Source organism: Paenibacillus sp. FSL H7-0940, assembly GCF_037979415.1.
In the GTDB taxonomy this organism is placed as follows: Bacteria; Bacillota; Bacilli; order Paenibacillales; family Paenibacillaceae; genus Paenibacillus; species Paenibacillus amylolyticus.
In genome coordinates this window covers 2545897-2566671 of record NZ_CP150280.1, presented here as the reverse complement: position 1 = coordinate 2566671, position 20775 = coordinate 2545897, and the positions used below count along the sequence as shown (strand labels likewise).

General features: G+C 44.2%; 17 protein-coding genes. 13 read left to right on the top strand and 4 right to left on the bottom strand.

The features are described 5' to 3' along the window. The first annotated feature begins 105 nt into the window (after positions 1–105). Positions 106–660, top strand: coding sequence for an XRE family transcriptional regulator (locus MHB71_RS11235; protein ID WP_036608360.1), 555 nt, complete (start codon positions 106–108; stop codon positions 658–660). A gap of 203 nt (positions 661–863) precedes the next feature. Here the strand turns inward: MHB71_RS11235 and MHB71_RS11230 are convergent, their stop codons facing one another. Next, complete coding sequence (locus tag MHB71_RS11230) at positions 864–3281, bottom strand: family 43 glycosylhydrolase (protein WP_340029610.1); 2418 nt, start codon at positions 3279–3281, stop codon at positions 864–866. A 385-nt stretch (positions 3282–3666) separates the two neighbouring features. Here MHB71_RS11230 and MHB71_RS11225 point away from each other — a divergent pair, with 385 nt between their 5' ends. Beyond that, positions 3667–7407 carry an alpha-L-arabinofuranosidase C-terminal domain-containing protein gene (locus MHB71_RS11225; RefSeq protein WP_340029609.1) on the top strand — a complete coding sequence of 1247 codons (3741 nt, stop codon included), beginning with the start codon at positions 3667–3669 and terminating at the stop codon, positions 7405–7407. A gap of 125 nt (positions 7408–7532) precedes the next feature. Here the strand turns inward: MHB71_RS11225 and MHB71_RS11220 are convergent, their stop codons facing one another. Further along, positions 7533–7793 (bottom strand): hypothetical protein, encoded by a 261-nt coding sequence (locus MHB71_RS11220; RefSeq protein WP_074094912.1) that lies wholly within the window; start codon positions 7791–7793, stop codon positions 7533–7535. A gap of 221 nt (positions 7794–8014) precedes the next feature. Between MHB71_RS11220 and MHB71_RS11215 the strand changes: the two genes are divergently transcribed. The 5 genes from MHB71_RS11215 (at position 8015) to MHB71_RS11195 (ending at position 13598) form a co-directional block, all read left to right on the top strand. Then, complete coding sequence (locus tag MHB71_RS11215) at positions 8015–10036, top strand: catalase (protein ID WP_340030164.1); 2022 nt, start codon at positions 8015–8017, stop codon at positions 10034–10036. Positions 10037–10123: 87 nt separating this feature from the next. Continuing rightward, positions 10124–10876 carry a helix-turn-helix domain-containing protein gene (locus MHB71_RS11210; protein WP_036670754.1) on the top strand — a complete coding sequence of 251 codons (753 nt, stop codon included), beginning with the start codon at positions 10124–10126 and terminating at the stop codon, positions 10874–10876. A 128-nt stretch (positions 10877–11004) separates the two neighbouring features. Further along, the gene (locus MHB71_RS11205; protein WP_340029608.1) at positions 11005–12168 is read left to right on the top strand and encodes an MFS transporter; all 1164 of its coding nucleotides are present in this window, start codon (positions 11005–11007) and stop codon (positions 12166–12168) included. Between the two features lie 249 nt (positions 12169–12417). Then, positions 12418–12957, top strand: coding sequence for a sugar O-acetyltransferase (locus MHB71_RS11200; RefSeq protein WP_340029607.1), 540 nt, complete (start codon positions 12418–12420; stop codon positions 12955–12957). A gap of 38 nt (positions 12958–12995) precedes the next feature. After that, positions 12996–13598, top strand: coding sequence for a sugar O-acetyltransferase (locus MHB71_RS11195; protein ID WP_340030163.1), 603 nt, complete (start codon positions 12996–12998; stop codon positions 13596–13598). Between the two features lie 194 nt (positions 13599–13792). Here the strand turns inward: MHB71_RS11195 and MHB71_RS11190 are convergent, their stop codons facing one another. Continuing rightward, on the bottom strand, positions 13793–15226 hold the full coding sequence (locus tag MHB71_RS11190; RefSeq protein WP_340029606.1) for a glycoside hydrolase family 1 protein: 1434 nt from the start codon (positions 15224–15226) through the stop codon (positions 13793–13795). 159 nt (positions 15227–15385) lie between these two features. On the opposite strand from MHB71_RS11190, the gene MHB71_RS11185 reads away from it, so the two are divergent. Both MHB71_RS11185 and MHB71_RS11180 read left to right on the top strand, forming a co-directional pair. Further along, complete coding sequence (locus tag MHB71_RS11185) at positions 15386–16354, top strand: LacI family DNA-binding transcriptional regulator (protein ID WP_340029605.1); 969 nt, start codon at positions 15386–15388, stop codon at positions 16352–16354. Positions 16355–16558: 204 nt separating this feature from the next. Then, entirely contained in the window at positions 16559–16852 is a 294-nt protein-coding gene (locus MHB71_RS11180) for a DUF3817 domain-containing protein (RefSeq protein WP_036608336.1), read from the top strand. Between the two features lie 79 nt (positions 16853–16931). Here MHB71_RS11180 and MHB71_RS11175 read toward each other — a convergent pair whose 3' ends face one another. Next, positions 16932–17069, bottom strand: coding sequence for a hypothetical protein (locus MHB71_RS11175; protein ID WP_017688678.1), 138 nt, complete (start codon positions 17067–17069; stop codon positions 16932–16934). A 118-nt stretch (positions 17070–17187) separates the two neighbouring features. On the opposite strand from MHB71_RS11175, the gene MHB71_RS11170 reads away from it, so the two are divergent. From MHB71_RS11170 to MHB71_RS11155, 4 genes are all read left to right on the top strand, one after another. Continuing rightward, positions 17188–17532 carry a thioredoxin family protein gene (locus tag MHB71_RS11170; protein WP_036670761.1) on the top strand — a complete coding sequence of 115 codons (345 nt, stop codon included), beginning with the start codon at positions 17188–17190 and terminating at the stop codon, positions 17530–17532. A gap of 180 nt (positions 17533–17712) precedes the next feature. Then, entirely contained in the window at positions 17713–18735 is a 1023-nt protein-coding gene (locus tag MHB71_RS11165) for a LacI family DNA-binding transcriptional regulator (protein ID WP_017688676.1), read from the top strand. A 119-nt stretch (positions 18736–18854) separates the two neighbouring features. Continuing rightward, the gene (locus MHB71_RS11160; protein WP_200868492.1) at positions 18855–19844 is read left to right on the top strand and encodes an ABC transporter permease subunit; all 990 of its coding nucleotides are present in this window, start codon (positions 18855–18857) and stop codon (positions 19842–19844) included. Between the two features lie 15 nt (positions 19845–19859). After that, the gene (locus MHB71_RS11155) at positions 19860–20747 is read left to right on the top strand and encodes a carbohydrate ABC transporter permease (protein WP_017688674.1); all 888 of its coding nucleotides are present in this window, start codon (positions 19860–19862) and stop codon (positions 20745–20747) included. Positions 20748–20775 lie beyond the last annotated feature (28 nt).

Sequence of the window (20775 nt, the reverse complement as noted above, 5' to 3'; positions counted from 1 at the left end):
GTGATATAATGAACTAAAATGTACGTTATAGCGTACGATCTTTATTATTGTACAACATGTACGTTATATAGCACAACAAAATTATGAAATGAGGAGGATGGATTTTTGAAAAACATTAATAGTATTCTTGCTCAGAACCTGAAACAGCTTAGGGAACAAAGAAAACTCAGTCTGGACAAGGTCGCCGAAATGTCTGGTATTAGCAAGACCATGCTTGGTCAGATTGAACGTGGTGAATCCAATCCATCCATTGCAACCGTATGGAAGATTGCTAATGGCCTGAAAACTTCCTTTACTGCTTTGATTCACGAGCCGAAGTCAGATACAACCGTTGTAACGGGGGATGATATTCAAGTATTGATGGAGGATGAGGGAAGGGTTCGGATTTATCCGCATTTTCCTTTTGAAGAAGGACGCCGCTTTGAAATATATATGATGGAGATGGACCCCAAGTCTGAGTTGAAAGCTGAACCGCATATCGAAGGTACGGAAGAGTTTATTACGGTCTTTGAAGGTGAAGTTACGATTAGAGTAGGGGCGGAAGATTATACGGTGAGTTCAGGGGAGTCGATCCGTTTTGGAGCGGACAAGCCTCACGCCTACGTTAACTCCGGTGCTAAGACGAACAAATTCAACATGGTCATTCATTATTCGAAGTGAGATGCAAAGATCCATCTGTGAATGTAACGAACGATGAACGAATAAATGCATACATGAAAGGAATGACAATAAAGCAGCCTGATGTAATGAACTGCAACTCCCTCGTTAGTCGTGTCGTGTCTCACAAAGGGTTCAGTTCAAAACATTGGCTGCTTTATAGGTTTGTTCGCTATGGAGTCCAACGCCTATGATAGGACTCTAACTTATGGCTTTTCTTTAGCCTGACGCTGTATTTCCTTGGCTGTTAATGCTTTATCATACACTCTTACGTTATCCAGACTGCCTTTGTAGAACGGATCAGACGTATAACGACTCTTGCCTACATAAGCTTCCGTTACCTGCAGATCTTTCGGGTTAAAAGTAATCTCAGAGTTGCTTGCAACCGATGTACCATTCACATACAGAGTACCCACATCACCCTGAAGGGTTACAGCGACATGAACCCACTCTTTGGAAGGCAGCGGATTTGCTGCAATCAGGCTCTGATCCCGTCCCTCATTATGAATGGTGAATTGTAATGCCCCATTATGTTGGGAGGGAGTAAGGAACATATGCCTTGTCAAACCATTTCCAAAGTCGAAAATACGCTGCCAGGACCCGCCACCGTCCCAATTGACCCAGGCGCTAAACGTGAAATCCGTTGTATCTGTAATGAGTCCAGGTAACTGAATGTAACTGTCTGTCCCATTGAATGTAGCAGCCTGATTTTTGCCACTAGCAGCAGAACTGATCACGTTAAAGGCTTGTCCGTGATATCCGTTTTTACTGTAATCCTGTGCGACTTTGCCAATTTTCTTGTGTTCAAAAGTATACTCCCCGAGCAATGGGCTTACCGCTTGCTGTGGAATGATAACGTTAAACGTTTTGGAGCTTACCGCAGTTCCTTTACGAATCGTTGCGGTTAATTTCACTTTGGCATCGCCCTTACCGGCGCGAGGTCGCTGTACTACACCTGTAGTGGATAGAACCGAAGCATTGGAGCTTTTCCACGTAATCTCTGCATCACTTGTTCCCTTGGTAGGCAGAGATAGGTTGAAGAACACATGATCCGTACTGCTAATGCTCAGGTCCTTTTTCACCGCATCTACAATGTCCTGATCACTCCGTTCAACACTTTGACTTCCCCAGATGGCAATTCCGGAGGATGAGAGCGCGCTAAAGGTCAGAACCGTACTTTGAGATTCCGAATTCCATTCATGTGTGAAAACGCCTTTGTACTCAACGTTATTCGATGTGATCTGAACCTTGTTGTCTGCGCCAAGACTCCATGTTCCTGTCACGGTACCATGAATCTGCCCATCTGCCGTGAACTGAACGGTCTGGGATGGCTTGATGTCCGCCGTGATGTCCTTACCATGATTCACCCATTGGTACTGACCAGCGATCTCCTGAGTTGTCAGCTGCGTGGTATCTTCTCCCAAAGCCGCATAGCGATATGGAGAAACAACGGGCCAACCATCTGCATTCATATGCATCTCATGCACGCGAACTTCATGCTCTTCGCCACGCCCTGGAAAGCGGGTATGGAAGATGAGAAATTGTTTGCCAGTCTCCGGATCAACATAAGCAGAGTTATGCCCTGGCGATACATAACCGCTACCTAGGCCTGTGCCCGGATCACCGATCTGTCTCTCGAACAGGAAGTTCCCCATCAATTTGACTCCAAATGGCTCAATAGAACGATCGTCAAACAACGGTTTATCCTTGTCCGCTTTAACGTTGATCATATCGTTTCCTTCCGCATCGAGGAAAGGTCCATCCGGTGTTTGGGAGCGGGCTACGCGAATGTTGTATCCTCCATCAGCACCTAGCCCACCGTAAGACAGGTACAGATAATAATAATCAGTTTCGGGACTGTAGAGCATATAAGGGGCTTCAATACGACTATGATTGCCTCCGGTCAGCTTTTTGCCATAACCTTGATTTGGCAGTGGTTTACCTGTCGTTGCATCCATCTCCAGAATGAAAATCCCTCCTGAATACGAGCCATACACCATCCATAACTTGCCGTTTTTATCATAAAAGACATCCGGATCGACCACATTGGGATGAATCGTTGCATCGTAAATGGTACCATCCTCACTGATCTGATCCCACATGCCGGATTTCAACAGAATGCCTTGATCCTTATAAGGGCCTTCGATATTGTCTGCGACAGCAATGCCGAGCGCTGATCGCGGAGAGTCCCCTTTACAAGCATTGTAGTACATATAAAACTTGCCATCCGCCAATTGAATGACATCTGCTGCCCATAACGTATCCGTCTGCGCCCACTCCAACGCTTCAGCGAATTCCTTGGTTACATTGGGGACAACAGGGTTGTTATCTGTAACGCCGGAGGCGACCAGATCCCAGTTCAGAAAGTCTTTGGATTTAGCCACTTGCAGATGTGAACCAAAAATATAAAACGTATCATCCACCTTAATGACAGAAGGGTCATGAACGGAAACATTTTTAAATGTTGGAGCAGTATTAGCGATAGGTGTGGTGGAACTCTGCGAGTTACCCACGGTTTCCCCTGAACCATTTGCGAACACCGAGACCGGTGCCAAAGTTGTTGCAGTAAGTAAAGTGGTGCTTAGTACAGAAATGTTAAGTACGCGAACCCAATAACGTTTCATACGTTTCCCCTTTCCTATTTCCCGGAATGAAAAATCAACCGATACTTGGCAGCACACGATAAAAGGTTCGGCAGACCTCCTTTGAGCATTTCATTATATCAAGCGCTTTCATTTGTTATATTATCAATTGATTTATATGTTTGTAAACCATAAATCTAATGTTTATAAGAGTAAAATGAAAAATAAATAAGAGACGGGAAGAGCCGATAAAGGTCATTACATTCAAATAAACCAGTTGTCTTTCTCAAATTTAGGATTGAAATGGGGATCGATGATGCGCTATTATTACGTTTAAGAAATGTGTTTAACTATTTATCAATCATTTTATATTAATACGAATCAAAAGCGTGAACCGACAATTTTCAACTACATAGGAGGTAAGAACATGAGCACATATCAAAATCAATTAATTGCACAATACACGTTTGAAGATACCGTTCAGATCGGGAAGGACAGCTCCGGTAAGGGACATGATGGTATAGCCAAAGGCGAGATTCTACCTGTGATATCCGAGTTGAAAGGCAGAACGGCGGTGACTTTCAACGGGGGAGCGAATGGAACTTCTTATCTGCAATTACCCTCGAATCTGCTTCGTGATGTAAGCGATAACACGGGAATTACGATTGCCACATGGGTGTTTCTGGGCAAGGGGGCTAATGTGTGGGAACGCATTTTTGACTTTGGTAAAGGGGAGAAGGGGCCGTATTTGTTTCTGACACGTCAGCTCTTGGGAACGTTATATGCCGGCGATAATCTGGTTGTCCACCCAAGTGGAGGAGTTGCAAGTGGAGAATGGCTGCATATTGCGCTCTCCGTGGCAGGTAGCCAAGGGGGAACGTTGAGCAGTGCGGGTCCAATTGTGTATGTGAACGGGGAGAAGGCCGCAGACGGCTCGATCAGTCAGACGTCGAGCGGCAATTATGCCAAATTGCGCGAATGGTTTGATTCGTTCACCGATCCTGAGAATTATAGCCAGAATTATATTGGACGTTCCCAGTATGCAGCGGATGTGGACTTTGCAGGTTCGTTGTCCGACTTTCGGATCTATGGGGCAACGCTCACCATGGATGAAGTCATTGAAGTGATGTGTGAATCACTGACAGATGAAGCGATTGTGAAGCTTGCGGCGGACAAGTACTTGTCCTTCCCCAACCGAATCATCACCAAGGATGTATCATTACCTGCAGACTTGCTGGGTGGTAAAGTGTCTGTTGAATGGAGCTCCAGTAAGCCGGAAGTCTTGTCCGAGAGCGGGGAAGTTCAGATGATCACATCAGCACAAGAGGTTACGCTCCGTGCGCTTCTGAACAGAGGTGATCGTAAGCTGAGCCAAAGCTTTGACGTGTCTGTTGTGCCAGCGCATCTCCCGCCTTACACGGTCACTATCCATGGAGATCAGAAGGTGGCGGATATCAGTGAAGTCATGTATGGACTTTTCTACGAGGATATTAACAACGCGGCAGATGGCGGAATCTATGCAGAGCTTGTTCAGAATCGATCATTTGAGTCTTTTGCATTTGATACGTACTCGCATGACTCTGGAGAATGTGGTTGTTCGACAGGTCGAAATCGTGAACCTTTGTTTGCCTGGTCAGGCGACACCGAGAAAATGCGCGTACAGCATACGGATGGACTAAACGTTCATTTTAACGTGGAAGACCCTGAAGTAAATGCTTATTATGTAACGGTTCAGGATGGGGCTACGATTCGGAATCGTGGATTCTCAGACTCCAACCAGCATTGTGCCATGTCCATCAAGCAGGGTGAATCATATGACTTTACCGTATGGGCAAAAGCAGAATTGGCAGGAACGATCACTGTTCAATTGCAGGATGGAAGTGACACTTCCATCAGTGATTCGGTAACACTTCATGTTGAAGGTGGGAAGACATGGAAGAAATACGGTCTGTCTCTAACCGGAACGGAGACTGTACTTGGTCAACTGGCACTTACGTTTGCAGGTGACATTTCCATAGATATGGTGTCCTTGGTCCCTCAGAATGTATGGGGAGCTGATCCGAAAGAAGAGGGAATATCGGCTACAGCACATGCCAACTACACAGGTAACCCGAACTATCGATTGAGAAAAGATCTAATTCAGGCACTCGCAGATCTGCATCCGAAGTTCTTGCGTTTTCCGGGAGGATGTATCTCGGAGGGATCTTTTATCTGGGATAACGTATATGACTGGAAGGATTCTGTGGGTCCGGTTGAGCTCCGCAAAGAAAATTACAATGTCTGGGGTTACATGATGACGATGGGCCTCGGTTATATGGAGTACTTCCAACTGGCGGAAGATCTGAATGCCGCTCCGGTTCCAGTCATGGCTTGCGGTGTGTTGTGTCAGGCACGCTCGGATTATGCTCACCCTGCGGGTGGCGCTTTAAGGGATTATTATATCCGCAACTTTACAGATCTGATTGACTTTGCACTCAGTACAGACTTTGAACACAACGAATGGGCGGCTGTACGAAGCCAGATGGGCCATCCTGAACCGTTTGATCTTCGTTATCTGGGTGTAGGTAATGAGAACTGGGGCACTGAATTTTTTGCCAACTTCGAAGTATTCAAACATTCAATAGATGAGTACATGAAACAGAACTATCCTGATCATGAGCTGCACATTATCTCGACGGTTGGTGCTCAGGCGGATGATGATGCGTACCAGGAAGGATGGAAGTTCCTTAGTGGGAACCTCACCGGATCGGCTCAAGTTGCTTTTGCAGATGGCACAGAGGTGATGGAGGAGACCGTAACCTGGTATGAGAATCAGGACAATTACATGGACACCATTGCAGATGAGCACTACTACCGCTCCAATGAATATTTGCTGAATAACGCGGATCGATACAACTACTATGACCGGGCTTATCTTGAAGACGGAAGTATCGATTGGAAAGAAACATCCAAAGTATTTGTTGGAGAATATGCTTCCACGGACAAAAACACGCTGGCAGGAGCGGTCGCAGAAGCTGCGATCATGACTGGATTTGAAAATAATGCAGACGTTGTTCGTTTGGCTGCCTATGCGCCATTGTTCAACAAAGTACTAACGGACGGTACTTACCGCTGGACGCCAGACTGCATCTGGTTTGATGATGAAACCGTGTGGTATACACCGAATTACTATGTACAGCAGCTTTTTGCAAAATATGTAGGGGATCAGGTGCTTGAGACTTCATTCTCCACCTATAGCAAAGGCAAACCGTTGAATCTCATTCCTCGTGGAGGTATCGAGATTGCAACGGGTCATGCAGACATCGTGGTGAAACGAGTTACAGTGACGTCCAATGTGGATGGCAGTTTGATGTTTGATGAAGATTTCAGGGAACGTACAGAGCCTAGTGAGGCATGGAGACAGATTCCCGGATCGGAAGGATATGCGTTAACCGCAGGAAAAGGACTCATTTTGAAGGCACAATCAAGTGGATTGAATGGATTGTATCTGCTGAATGACGAATGGACCAATTACAAAGTTCACGTTGAGGCTGAAAGAATTTCAGGTGAGGATGGTTTTTACATCGGTGTGGGACTGACGGATATCTCGCCTGAGAACAAGGATGTCATTGAGTACGCAATTAGTTACGGCGGGAACGCAACAGGCGTGAAGGTGTACAAACAAGGGATTGAGGGTTACACCTTGGGAGACTATTCATCCAGTTCGGCAGCAGGTAACCTGAGAGCGGCCAACTATGAACCACTCGAGAATGGAACCGATTATACAATCACGGTTAACTATGGTGGAGATAAAGGAAAGAATCTGGTTTGCTCCTATACAGACGGACGTAATACCAGCAAGGTTCTGGATTACAAGCTGGAAGCTTACAACCGGGAAGTATTCCACTCTGTTACGAAGGACGCAGGGCATGTGTATGTGAAACTGGTGAATGCAGATGGTGTAGATAAATCAACCCGGATTTGCCTTCAGGATCTGAAGGTGGATGCTTCAGCCAGACTGATCACACTTACTGGAGAGGATCATTTGGTGCATATTCCGAATGTGAATCAGAAGAATGATGAGAAAGTGGTTCCCCAAGAACAGGAGATTACACTGTCGGATACATCGGTGGTCGTTAACTTAACAGCTCATTCAGTGAATGTATTGGTGATGGATATTCTGAATTAAATTCATATCGTGAACAAGAGACCGCGTATATCGCGGTTTTTTGGCGTTCGAAATCTGTCCATTGATGATCAAAGAACGAAAAAATGGTGCTCTCCTAAAGGAAGGCACCATTTCTTTGGGTCTGATTATCTGCGTTTTAATAACAGAACGCCACTGATTGCTGACGTTTTATGGCGGTAGACCACTTTGAATCCAATATCATTGTCCAGCAAACAGTTCAGTGCATTGATTAGCCGTGCACCGGGAACCAGTGTGAATGTACATGGAGACGTATTACCAATCACGCGCACACTTTGGATTCTGCGCGCAGAACCAGGGACGAGGGGATTTCTTGACCAATAGATTAATACCAGATCCGGTTGCGGAACAGCATTGACACGAGCCATACTAATCATCTCTTTTCTATTAGATTCTTTATAGTAAATGACAATGTGATGTAGAAGGTGCTAGACAAAAGACGTCATGAGCAATAAATGGGGTTAACACCTTCCATTTATATCTAGTGCCTGTGGAATTCACAACAATTCATAGGTATAACAGATACTCATAAATGCATTTTCAATCCCATACATATATTCTGGAGGTGATTGGGATGAGCAAGGAACCTATGGATGAGAATAAAAAGATTGAGCAAAGAAACACCTTTCTTCGGGACAATAACGGGAAAGAGATGTCTTCCAACGAAGGGGTTAAAATATCAGATGACAGCAACTCGCTAAAAGCGGGGGATCGCGGACCCACGCTGCTTGAAGATTTTCTGATGCGTGAGAAATTGTCTCACTTTGACCGGGAACGCATTCCGGAGAGAGTTGTGCATGCTCGCGGATATGGAGCTTACGGTGAATTTGAGTTATATGAATCACTTGAAGAGTTAACGATGGCTCATTTTCTTCAGAATCCAGGAGTGAAAACACCGCTGTTTGTGCGTTTTTCCGAAGTTGCTGGTTCCAAAGGGGTTAACGAGACGAATCGGGATGTACGTGGGTTCGCCGTGAAGTTTTATACTGAGGAAGGCAATTTTGACTTGGTTGGCAACAATATACCTGTTTTTTTCATTCAGGACGGAGTTAAGTTCCCGGATTTGATTCATGCGGTAAAGCCGGAACCTAACAATGAAATTCCACAGGGCTCTACTGCACACGACACCTTCTGGGATTTCATTGCGAATAACCAGGAGTCGGCTGCTATGGTCATGTGGATTATGTCGGATCGCACGATACCACGGAGTTTTCGAATGATGCAGGGATTTGGAGTACATACCTTCCGACTGGTGAACAATGAAGGCAAATCCAGATTCGTGAAATTTCATTGGAGGCCCGTACTTGGCATGCATTCTTTTGTGTGGGATGAAGCTCAAAAGCTAGGAGGTGCTGATCCGGACTTTCATCGCAGGGATCTTTGGGAGAACATCAATGCGGGCAATTTTGCCGAGTTTGAACTCGGAATACAAGTTTTGGAGGAAGCGGATGAATTCAAGTTTGATTTTGATATTTTGGATGCATCGAAATTATGGCCTGAAGAAGACATTCCGGTGCGAATCATTGGCAAAATGACGATTAACCGCAATGTCGAAAATGTATTTGCTGAAACGGAACAAGTTGCTTTCCATCCAGGGAACATCGTACGTGGCATTGATTTTAGCAATGATCCGTTGCTTCAAGGGCGACTGTTTTCTTACACGGATACTCAATTGGCGAGGGTTGGCACAAATTATCAGGAACTGCCGATCAATCGTCCGATATGCCCTGTACATAACAACCAGAGAGATGGAGCCTCTCGCTATACCATTTATCAGGGGAGAGTCGCCTATCATGACAATTCGCTTGCCAATAACTCACCTTATACTGTGCCGGGAACAAAAGGGGGATTTGTGACATATCCTTCCCCAGTGCAAGGTCTTAAAGAAAGGAAAACGGCACCCAGCTTCCTGGATCATTTCTCGCAAGCACGTCTATTCTGGAATAGCATGACAGGCTTGGAGAGAAGCCATATTATTCAAGCACTCACGTTTGAACTTGGGAAGGTAAAGGATGTTTCCATTCGTCAGCAGGTTGTCAATATGTTAGGTCATATCAGCACGGAGCTGGCGACTATTCTGGCCGTGGAACTCGGAGTCAATGTACCTAACGTCCCTGAATCTCCAGTGACGAAGTCGTCACCTGCGCTCAGCATGGCAAATACGGTGTTTTCTCCCAAGACATTGCGTGTCGGAGTGATTGTTGGGGAAGGGTTCGATGGCCCGAGCACACAATACATTTTGGAAGAGCTTAAGGGAGCGGGACTTCAACCGGTCATTGTACATGAAAGACAGGGTGTGGTGCGTGGAACGGGGAATGTGGAGCTCAAGGTGGACGACAGCTTTTTGACCGGCTCGCCCTTGGTATATGATGGTCTGTTCATTGTTGGAGGACAGCAGGAAAACGATTATGTTCAGAAATACACCCGATCCTATGCGATCGAAACGTACAATCATTTCAAACCGATCGGTGCTACACCGACGGGTGCAGCGGTGATCCAGCCGGTCGGCATTATAGGCAAACCTGGCGTCATTGTGGAACAGCAGCCTGCGGCGTTTGCAGAGCAATTCATTCAAGCGATGACCCAGCAGCGCTTTTGGGATCGGACATAGCCACGTGGAATAAACTGGACATGGGAAGTTCATGCGTCTAAACTAGATAGACCAGACACACTAAGAAGGGATGCGCCGATCCAAACCATGTTGCAGAAATTCGGGTTTACACAATATGAAAGTCAGGTATACGAGGCTATATTCGCGCAGGATGAACCGCTTGATGCCACATCGATTGTAAATTACTCCAACGTTCCCAAAGCCAAAATCTATGAAGTACTTAATCGCCTGATCGACAAGGGAACGGTGCTGACAACGATGGATGGGAAGAAAAAACTATATATGGCTGTGGATCTTCAGTCTATTATTCATAAGATCAAGGCTGATTTTGAGAAAGATATTGAGGAATTGAAAAGTTACAAAATCAAACGTACATTCACCGATGAACATATCTGGACGTTAAAAGATGAGTCATCCATCGCGTCGAATATAGAACAGCTTATCGAAGAAGCAGATTCATCGATTCTTTTTCTGGCGTGGAATGAGCGAATGGAGAAATATCGTGAACTGCTGGAGCAGAAGGAAAAGCAGGGCGTGTACGTTGAAGTGCTTGCCGTTGGGGGAATGGAGACATCCTTAAACCGGATATACTCGTTGATTCCATTGCTTGATGCGCCAGAACCTTCACAGCTGCTTATTGTGGATCATGCGTATTTGCTGTTTGCCGGTGTGGAGCATGATTCATGGCGAGCGATCAAGACGATGTCCAAACCGATTGTCAAAGCGATGACTGATTATTTCTACCATGATGTTGCCCTTACTCAAATTACCAAAAAATACGGTGATCAACTGTTACAGGATGCTGAAATCGAGAAACTGCTCACCAGATTAATTTATTAAAACTATTCTCTTGGAGGATAGTTTTTTTGTTATATCTTTGTTTGAAAACAATCATGAAAATAGCTATTGAAACTTTCATTCTTATGGGTTACTATCGTAGTTGTAACTTTTAGAGGAGGATTCAAAAAATGAATAAGAAAGTATATGTGCTTGCTATCGCAGCATTTGTGGTCGGAACGGTTGAACTGATCTTGGGCGGAATTCTGGACCTGATTGCTACGGATCTTCATCTTTCCTTGGCGAAAGCCGGGTATTTAATCTCTATTTTCTCACTTGTCTATGCGTTGTCTGCACCGATTTTATTAAATATGACGGCCAGATTCGAGCGTAAAAAAGTATATATGTGTACGCTGTTTGTATTTCTGATCAGTAATCTGATCTCTGCATTTAGTTCCAGCTTTTATATGCTGATGGCGGGCAGAGCACTCGGAGCCGCAACGGGTTCACTTATTTTTGTACTCTCCCTGACCCTTGCAGCTCGCATTGTGGAACCACAATATAAAGGACGCGCCGTGGGGATCATTACGATGGGAGGTAGTGCATCACTTATCCTGGGTGTACCTCTTGGAATCTTTGTAGGTAACTTGGCAGGCTGGCGTGAGGTGTTTATGTTGATCGCTATTCTCACAGCAGTGGTCATGGTGGCCATCTGGATTGCGATGGATCGTGTACAGCCTATTCCTGCTGTATCCCTGAAGAAACAGCTTACGGCTCTGTGGAATCCAAAAATGTTGGCAATCCATGCTACAACTTTGCTTGTGCTTGCGGGTCATTTGACTTTATATGCGTATTTCACGCCATTCTTGCAAGAAACGCTGGGTGCCAGTGCGATGATGGTCACCTTTATCTATATGATGTTTGGGATCGCCGCTGTTGCAGGGGGAGGAATCGGGGGCATGTTATCCGATCGTCTGCATCCTGCTAAAGCCATTATCATTGTGCTGATTCCCTTTATCGTGAGTATGGCTGTCATTCCGTTCAGTGTGGGATTGCCTTTGATCGCCTTCTTGTTATTGTTAAGCATCTGGAGTGCACTGAGTTGGACCGTTACGCCTGTACAGAATAGTCTCATTATCAAAACGTCGCCGGAAACAGCCGAAACGCTAATCAGCACCAACTCAGGTATTGCACATGCAGGTATTGCACTGGGTACCTATATCGGCGGCATGGTGATCGATCATTCATCGATTCTGAACACCGGATGGGTTGGTTCTGTTCTGATTCTGCTTGGTTTGGTGACTGCCATCTATGCCATTAGCGTTAAGGAAAAAACCGTTCAGGCGGTTGCTTAGAATAAAGAAATTAGACAAAAAGCTTGAACCTCTGCATTCCCATAGTCTAATGGGTGTAGAGGTTTTTTTGCTGTTTCGCTAGAGTACGCGTCAGTAGAATAAACCATTTTCATATCGAGCAAAACTTGCTTTTTATTCATACTAATTTTTATAATTAAAAGAGTTTTTAAAAGTATTATTTAATGTTGAATTACATGATGTGTAATGAGGGAGCGGTGATCATGACTACGAAGACGGAAAAACAAAAAAATGCTGGATGGCGAGCTGTACATGGCTTCGGATCTTCAATTGTCTGAGGACAGAGAGTATGCAAGGAAAATGACGCGGACGTTCAATCAAACGACGGAAACGGACGGTGAGCTTCGCACCAAGTTATTGAAGGAACTGTTGGGATCTACAGGTGAACATCTGGGCATGGAACCTAATATTCATGTGGATTATGGATATAACATTCATGTAGGCAATCATTTTTATAGCAATTTTAACTGTACGATATTAGATGTGTGTGAAGTTCGTATTGGAGACCATTGCTTAATGGGACCAGATGTACATATCTATACGGCTACTCATCCACTCCATCCGCATGAACGCAATACGGGTGCAGAATATGGCAAGCCAGTCACGATTGGCAATAATGTATGGATTGGTGGTAGAGCCGTTATTAATCCGGGGGTTATCATTGGAGACAACGTGGTCATTGCTTCCGGGTCTGTGGTTACAAAGGATGTTCCCGATAATATGATCGTGGGCGGTAATCCTGCTAGAATTATTAGAGAGATTGAGCTTTAATTTATTTTAGATAGAAGATGGGAAGTGCTTACGAAATGATGACTGAAAAAGAGAAATCTCAATTAGGGCTCTTGTACAACGCCAATTATGATCAAGAGTTAATTCAAGAGCGTTTACATGCCAAAGGGCTTTGTTACGATTATAACCAGCTCCATCCAGCCAAGATCAATGAAAGAGAAGCGTTAATCAAGAAACTGCTGGGGAAAACGACGGATCGTTTCCTGATTGAACAGCCATTTGTATGTGATTACGGCTATAATATTGAAATTGGTGAGAACTTCTATAGCAATCATAATATTGTCATGCTAGATGGAGGCAAAATCAGTTTTGGAGATAACGTTTTTGTTGCGCCAAATTGCGGATTTTATACAGCAGGCCACCCTTATGATGTTGAGCAGCGCAATGAAGGTCTGGAGATCGTTGGACCCATTACGGTGGGCAATAATGTGTGGATCGGTGGCGGTGTGACAGTTCTAGCCGGTGTGACGATTGGAGATAATACGATCATCGGCGCAGGGAGCGTAGTGACCAAGAGTATACCGTCTGGTGTGATTGCTGCGGGTAATCCTTGCAGGGTCATTCGCAAGATAACAGAAGAAGACAAAACCAAGTACAGCAGGGATGTAGTGAAGAACATCTAGTGAAGAATAAATAGTGAACAACGTGATAGTCGCTAATGAGAATGCCCGATGTGTATCATCGGGTGTTTCTTTTTGAAAATAAAAATAAAATCCCCCAGACAGAAAACATGCCAAGGTATCGTATAACCGACACTTTTTCATGTGATTAGTCTGAGGGATAGAAGAAGGTAACTGTTACATTTGCTTAAAGATCCTTAACGCTGCAAACTTTTCCCGTTACTGCTGATCACTTCTTTGTACCAATGGAAGGATTTCTTGCGATAACGTTCGAGTGTTCCTGATCCATCGTCATGACGATCCACATAGATATAGCCATAACGTTTTTTCAACTGGGCAGAAGACGCACTGACAACATCAATGCAACCCCATGAAGTGTAACCCATAATTTCAACGCCATCTTCAATGGCTTCACCAACCTGAACCAGATGATCATTCAGATACTGGATGCGGTAGTCATCTTCAACTGTTTTCTCGCCGTCCGCACCCGTGATCAACTCATCAACAGCACCAAGACCATTTTCTACAATAAAGAGTGGTTTTTGATAGCGGTCATAGAACATGTTAAGCACATAACGCAATCCTTGCGGGTCAATCTGCCATCCCCATTCACTTGCTGGCAGATAAGGGTTAGGTACACCCCCAAGAAGGTTACCTTCACCTGCGATTTGTTTCTCCGGGTCTGCTGTCTGACAGATACTCATGTAATAACTGAAAGAGATAAAGTCTACTGTATTCAGTAACATTTCCTCGTCGCCAGCTTCCGTCTGAATCTCGATTCCATTTTCACGGAAGTAACGTTTCATATAACCAGGGTAGCGACCTCTTACGTGTACATCACCGAAGAAATAGTTGCTGTGTTCGAATTCCATGACTTTAATCATATCGTCTGGATTTGGTGTCAGCGGGTAGGTAGGCATACTGAGCATCATACAACCAATCTGTGCCGTAGGAATGATCTCATGACAGAGCTTCACAGCGGAAGCGCTGGCTACAAACTCATGATGGATCGCTTGATACAGATCTTGCTTGCTAAGCTTCTCCTTAGGTGTGTAGATACCACCACTCATGAATGGCGCTTCGAGAATGGAGTTGATTTCGTTAAAGGTAAGCCAGTATTTTACTTTGTTTTTATAACGTTTAAATACGGCAGTTACATAACGCTCATAGAATCCAACCATTTTCCGATTAACCCAGCCGTCGTATTCTTTGGACAAGTGAAGAGGTGTCTCATAGTGGGACAGCGTAACCAGTGGTTCGATCCCGTATTTGTGACACTCGTCAAACAGATCGTCGTAGAATTGCAGACCTTCTTCATTAGGTTCCAGCTCGTCCCCTTTTGGGAAAATCCGGGACCAGGCGATGGAAGTACGGAATACCTTGAAGCCCATCTCGGCAAACAGTTTCACATCTTCCTTGTAGCGATGATACAGATCTATACCGATCAGTTTCATGTTATCTTCGGTTGGTTCTTCCGTGATTGGTCCCATGATACCTTTGGGAGCTACATCCTGAGTAGATAATCCTTTGCCGCCTTGATTGTATGCACCTTCAGCCTGGTTGGCTGCAATTGCGCCACCCCACAGGAAATTTTCCGGGAATTGATAAGTATGATTTTGAGAGTTGCTCATGTGTATCGCTCCATTCATCAAATTGATATTAAGAGGTTGTTCATATATGACATAAAAAAAGCTTAAACGTTGTAACGGGTTACACGTCAAGTTTTACTTTTGACCCAGATTTGATGCATACTATTATTCTATAGTTCGTTAGCAAGAAGGGAGTCTCCGATGTCCAAGTTTGATGAAATTATGAAGCGGTCCGGTTACTCAAAAGCGACGGTGTCACGCGTGATTAATCATTCTCCGCATGTTAGTGATGAAGCAAGACAGATCATAACGGATATTATGAAACAGTTGAATTATATTCCCAACCGGAATGCGATATCGTTATCTACAGGGCAAACAAAGCAGATTGGAATTGTGACCTCTACCACAGGTGAGATCATTCTTACATTCATGAATCAATTCATTGATACAGCCATGGATTTTGGGTTTCAGACGATTATCTATACATCCCGTGGAGATCCGGAGATTGAATTGCAGGCGTTCGAAGATCTGCGCAGTAAACGAGTCGATGGGCTAGTTATTATTGCTTGTGTTAATGATCCTCGGAAATTAAAGGCTTATATGGAGTATGGGCCCATTGTCTCCTGGCAGCGAATGGGGAATGACGAGATTCCGTCTGTTGCTATGGATCAGGCAGAGGGGTATAAGTTAGCTCTGGAGCATCTGGTTTCGAGAGGATACACCCGAATTGCAAATGTATTTGGAAGGGCTGAAAGTTTGAATACCCAGAGCCGCCGTGAAGCCTATGAATCTTTCATGAAGAGCAGAGGGTTGCATGTGTGGACTGAAGCATATCAATATTCCGTATTTAGCTCCTCCGATGGCGAAGAAGCGATGCGAAGAATGGCTGAGGGGCCAGAACTTCCACAGGCCGTATTATGTTCCAATGATTATGCAGCCATCGGCATTCTTAGTGAAGCACGCAGACGGAAAATTCAGGTACCGGAACAACTCGCCATTGTGGGGTTTGATGATATCGAGCTTTCCCGTGTTCTTGGAATCACGACCATACACAATCCGATTGCGGAGCAAGCTACCCAGGCTTTCCATCAATTGTGGGCCGTATTGGGTAAAATGGAGTTGCAGACCGAACAGCTGACATACCAGCTGATTGAGCGTGAGACGACTTGAATCCATAAGACTGATGTTGGAATCTGATTTTATGGATTCAATAATTATTCAAATTTGAAGCATCTTCAAATCGGAGTCATACGTTATACTGAATATGAGCTTCAGAACGACATATCTGTACGGAGATGTGGCGTGAGATTTTTGTATCATGTTACAAGTTACATATTTCACAAACGATTAGCAGGAAAGGTGAGAATGGACTTTATGAAGACAGTGACAGGCCGATTCAGAATTGCGGGCATATGGGAGGGCGTATCCTTACTTTTATTGATTTTTATTGCTATGCCTCTGAAATATTTTGCAGATATCTCTTCCGCTGTAGCCGTAATGGGCATGATTCATGGTATTTTATTTCCTTTGTATCTTATTGCACTAGTGCATTTGGCTCTGGTCAAAAAGTGGAAGATAACACGTTGGCTGATGGGTGGACTCGCCGGTCTACTGCCGTTTGGTACTTTTGTATTCGAATCTTATCTTCGAAAGAGAGATTGGAAATAAAAATCAATAAGAATAAATGAAAGCAGGCGACTAATTCAGATGTTATCCGAATTGTCGCCTGTTACTTTCTGTACAAGTTCTACTTTACTGTACCTTGCTGACGATCGGACAATAAGCTGACTCCAATATCGCCTGAGGCATTCGACACAGGTGTATACGCCGAGAAGGAAGTAACAACAACCAGGGCAGTGAACAGAAATAAGAATGATTTTTTCATACCATAACCTCTTTCATATGGGGATATATTCCATTTGATTCTAACGCATATAGGCTATACTTGAAAAGAAAAAGTTTAAATGAGCAAGCTATTGAATGATTGAAAGGGTTGAGCTTCTATGAAAGATATTCATGAGTTAACATCCATAGAAATGGTTGAAGAAGTTATTCAACAACATGAATTGGTTTTTTTGTATGTATCTCGTCCAGAGTGCAGTGTATGTCACGCTTTACTCCCCAAGATCAGGGCGTTGCTTGAACCTTATCCATCAATATACCTCGGTCACATTAATGCTAACGACGTGGAAGAAGTTGCTTCCAAGTTTCTTATTTTTACCGTTCCAACAATGATCATGCTTGTGGAGCAGAAGGAATATATTCGAGCGGATCGTTTTGTTCGCTTGGAACGTCTGGAAGAGCAGTTGCAACAGATTCACTCCATGTATATCCAGGATGAGGAATAGAAAGCTAAAGCTTCATGAACGGCGGCTCATACATGAGCCGTTTTTTTGCGCCCTCAGTGGCATATAGCTATGAATAAAGTACATGATGTTTGAACTCGCAAATTAAAGTGTTGCCATGAAAACGGTTTTATGATAATTTAAATATTATAAAAACGTTTTTATAGTAAAGGAACAAAACTTATGGCAAAGATAACGATTAAAGATGTAGCAAGGGAAGCGGGCGTATCCATATCTACGGTCTCCAACGCCTTAAATGGTGTGGATGTCTTGAACCCGGAGACAAAATCACATGTTCTTAAGGTGGCAGAGCGTTTAAATTATGTGCCCAATCTGAATGGCAAGCTGTTGAAGTCCGGTCAAACCAAAATGCTTGGTTTTTTCACTACAAGTGTATCGGGTCCGTATTTCTATAAGCTGGTGGAGTCAATGTCTCGCGAATGTGATCGTCTTGGGTATGGTTTGAATGTATTTGTGACCAAGGATAAACACGTTATTATGAGTAATATTCTGGGTCGGCGGGTGGATGGTGTCATTATCTACGAAGAGCTTCGGATTGATGAGCAAGATATTATCGCAATGGAGAAAGACAAGATCAAGGCGGTTTTTCTGGATCGGGTCTATCAGAGCGATACGATGGGAAGTGTCATTTTTGACTCGTACGTGGCGGCTTATGAAGCTACCAAGTATTTAATTGGGCTGGGGCACAAGAAAATTGCTTATATTTCGGGTGTGGATACGATGTTTGACAGTGTGCAGCGTAGAGACGGCTATTTGGCTGCCTTGCATGAATACCAGCTTCCAATCGATGAAGATTACATTATACAAGGGTATTTTGAGGAGGAGAGCACGTATAGTGCGATAAAATCTTTTCTTCATTTGCACCCCGGCAAGCGACCTGATGCATTTCTTGCAGGGAATGACTTGAGTGCAATTGGCTGTATGCATGCGTTGAAGTCTGAGGGCTTTGAAGTGCCTCAAGATGTTAGTGTCGTGGGTTTTGACGATATTGATATCGCACAGTATTTTTCTCCACCACTCACAACGGTAAGAAATCAAATTGCAAGACAGGGTATCCTGGCAATCAATCAACTGGTGGGTATGATTAAGGAGAAAGAACAAGGGGCTGCGCAAAAATTGGCGGGTGAGCTGGTGGTTAGAGGTTCAAGCCATGTGAAGATCGACCGGAAAGACTACCGTACATAAGTTGACTCAGCTTCTTCTCCGGTCTTTTTTTACATAAATAAAAACAAAGGGGTTTTTTATGTCGAAAAATAAAAACGTTTTTATATAAATGTATGTATGATGGAGGGGAGTAAAAAAACGTGGATAAATTAGCCGTAGAGACATCAACCGGTAAAAATGCGATCAGTCCCAATGGGAAGAAACCCATCGGACAACGGATTAAAGAATTCATAGTCGATTATCGGAGACAATGGGAGATTCAATCGATGATTATCCCAGGCATTATCTTTATGATTATTTTCTGTTATATCCCGATTTACGGTTTGACAATTGCCTTCAAAAATTACACGGTCATTGATACGCTGGCTACCGCTCCTTGGGTAGGGCTGGATAATTTCAGAATCATTTTGTCAGACAAATATTTCTGGGATGCGGTCGTGAATACGCTGGGGATCAGTTTTTTGAAATTAGGTATTGGGTTTGTCATTCCGATCATTCTCGCAATCATGATCTACGAGTTAAACAGCGGACGATTCAAGAAGTTTGTGCAAACGGTTTCATATTTACCTCACTTTTTGTCTTGGATCGTACTTGGGGGAATGCTGATCACCTGGTTTTCGACAACGGGCTTATTTAATCAGTTGTTACTTAGCCTGGGAGTGATCTCGCAACCGCAGAACATCTTGCTGGATGCAGGCAAGTATTGGTGGATTGCTACGTTATCGGATATTTGGAAAGAAGCAGGTTGGGGAACGATTCTGTATCTGGCGATCATGGCAAAGATTGACCCAACGTATTATGAAGCTGCCAAAATTGATGGTGCAAGCCGTCTTAGACAGATCTGGAATATCACATTGCCCAACATGAAATCAATCATAAGCCTAAATCTGATTTTAACTGTAAGCGGTTTATTAGGGTCAAATCTGGATCAGACCCTGGTTCTCATGAACTCCCAGAACCGCGATAAAGCGGAAGTCATCAATTCGTACGTCTACCGTATGGGGATGTCTCAGGGTGACTTTTCATATGCAACGGCCGTTGGCTTGGGTGTCTCCATCATCTCTGTCATTCTGCTCGTCACGGCAAACAAAATCACAAGCAAATTAAACGATAATCAATCTGTGTTGTAGAAGGAGGCATCCCGCGTGAATGGAAAGGTGGCAAAAGAAGATCTCGATAGTCGGATCTTTGATACCTTAAATATGATTTTGTTAATCATCTGTACGATCGTTATTCTGGTTCCGCTCTGGAATGTCATCATCTCTTCCTTTAGCTCAGGCAAAGCGTTGGCGGAAGGTGGGTTCATCTTCTGGTCACCGGAATTCTCGCTGGAGAATTACAGAGCTGTATTCAATGATCAGGGCATCTGGCAGGCCTTCTTCATATCGGTGTCCAAAACAACGATTGGCGTTGTTACACATGTGTTCTTTTGTGCCATGGTTGGTTACGGTCTGAGCAAAAAGTACATAAGAGGCCGTAAATTATACGTTGCCATGGGTGTTATTACAATGTTCTTCTCCGGTGGCATGATCCCGACGTATCTGTTAATCAAATCACTTGGCCTGCTTAACAGCTTCTGGGTGTACATTATCCCGGCGTTATTCAGCTTCTATGATGTCGTGATTCTGATGAATTTCTTCCGGAATGTCCCGGATTCTCTGGAAGAATCGGCCAAGATTGACGGCGCAGGCGATTGGCATATTTTCCTGAAAATCTTCATTCCACTCTCCATGCCTGCCATGGCTACGATTGCGCTATTTAATGGGGTGGGGCAATGGAACGACTTCATGACAACCAAGTTATACATTACCGATCAGTCACTGTATCCACTCCAGATGATGTTGTACGAGATTATCGTACAGTCACAGACACAATCCATGCAAAATGTCGGGGGTTCAGCTGTTATTGAAACAACGACCAAAGGCGTGCAGTTAGCCACCATTGTCATTACAACACTCCCTATCGTGCTGATCTATCCCATCGTTCAGAGATACTTTATCTCGGGAATGATGCTCGGAGCAGTCAAGGAATAGGAGCAACCAATACCCCATTTTGAGGAGG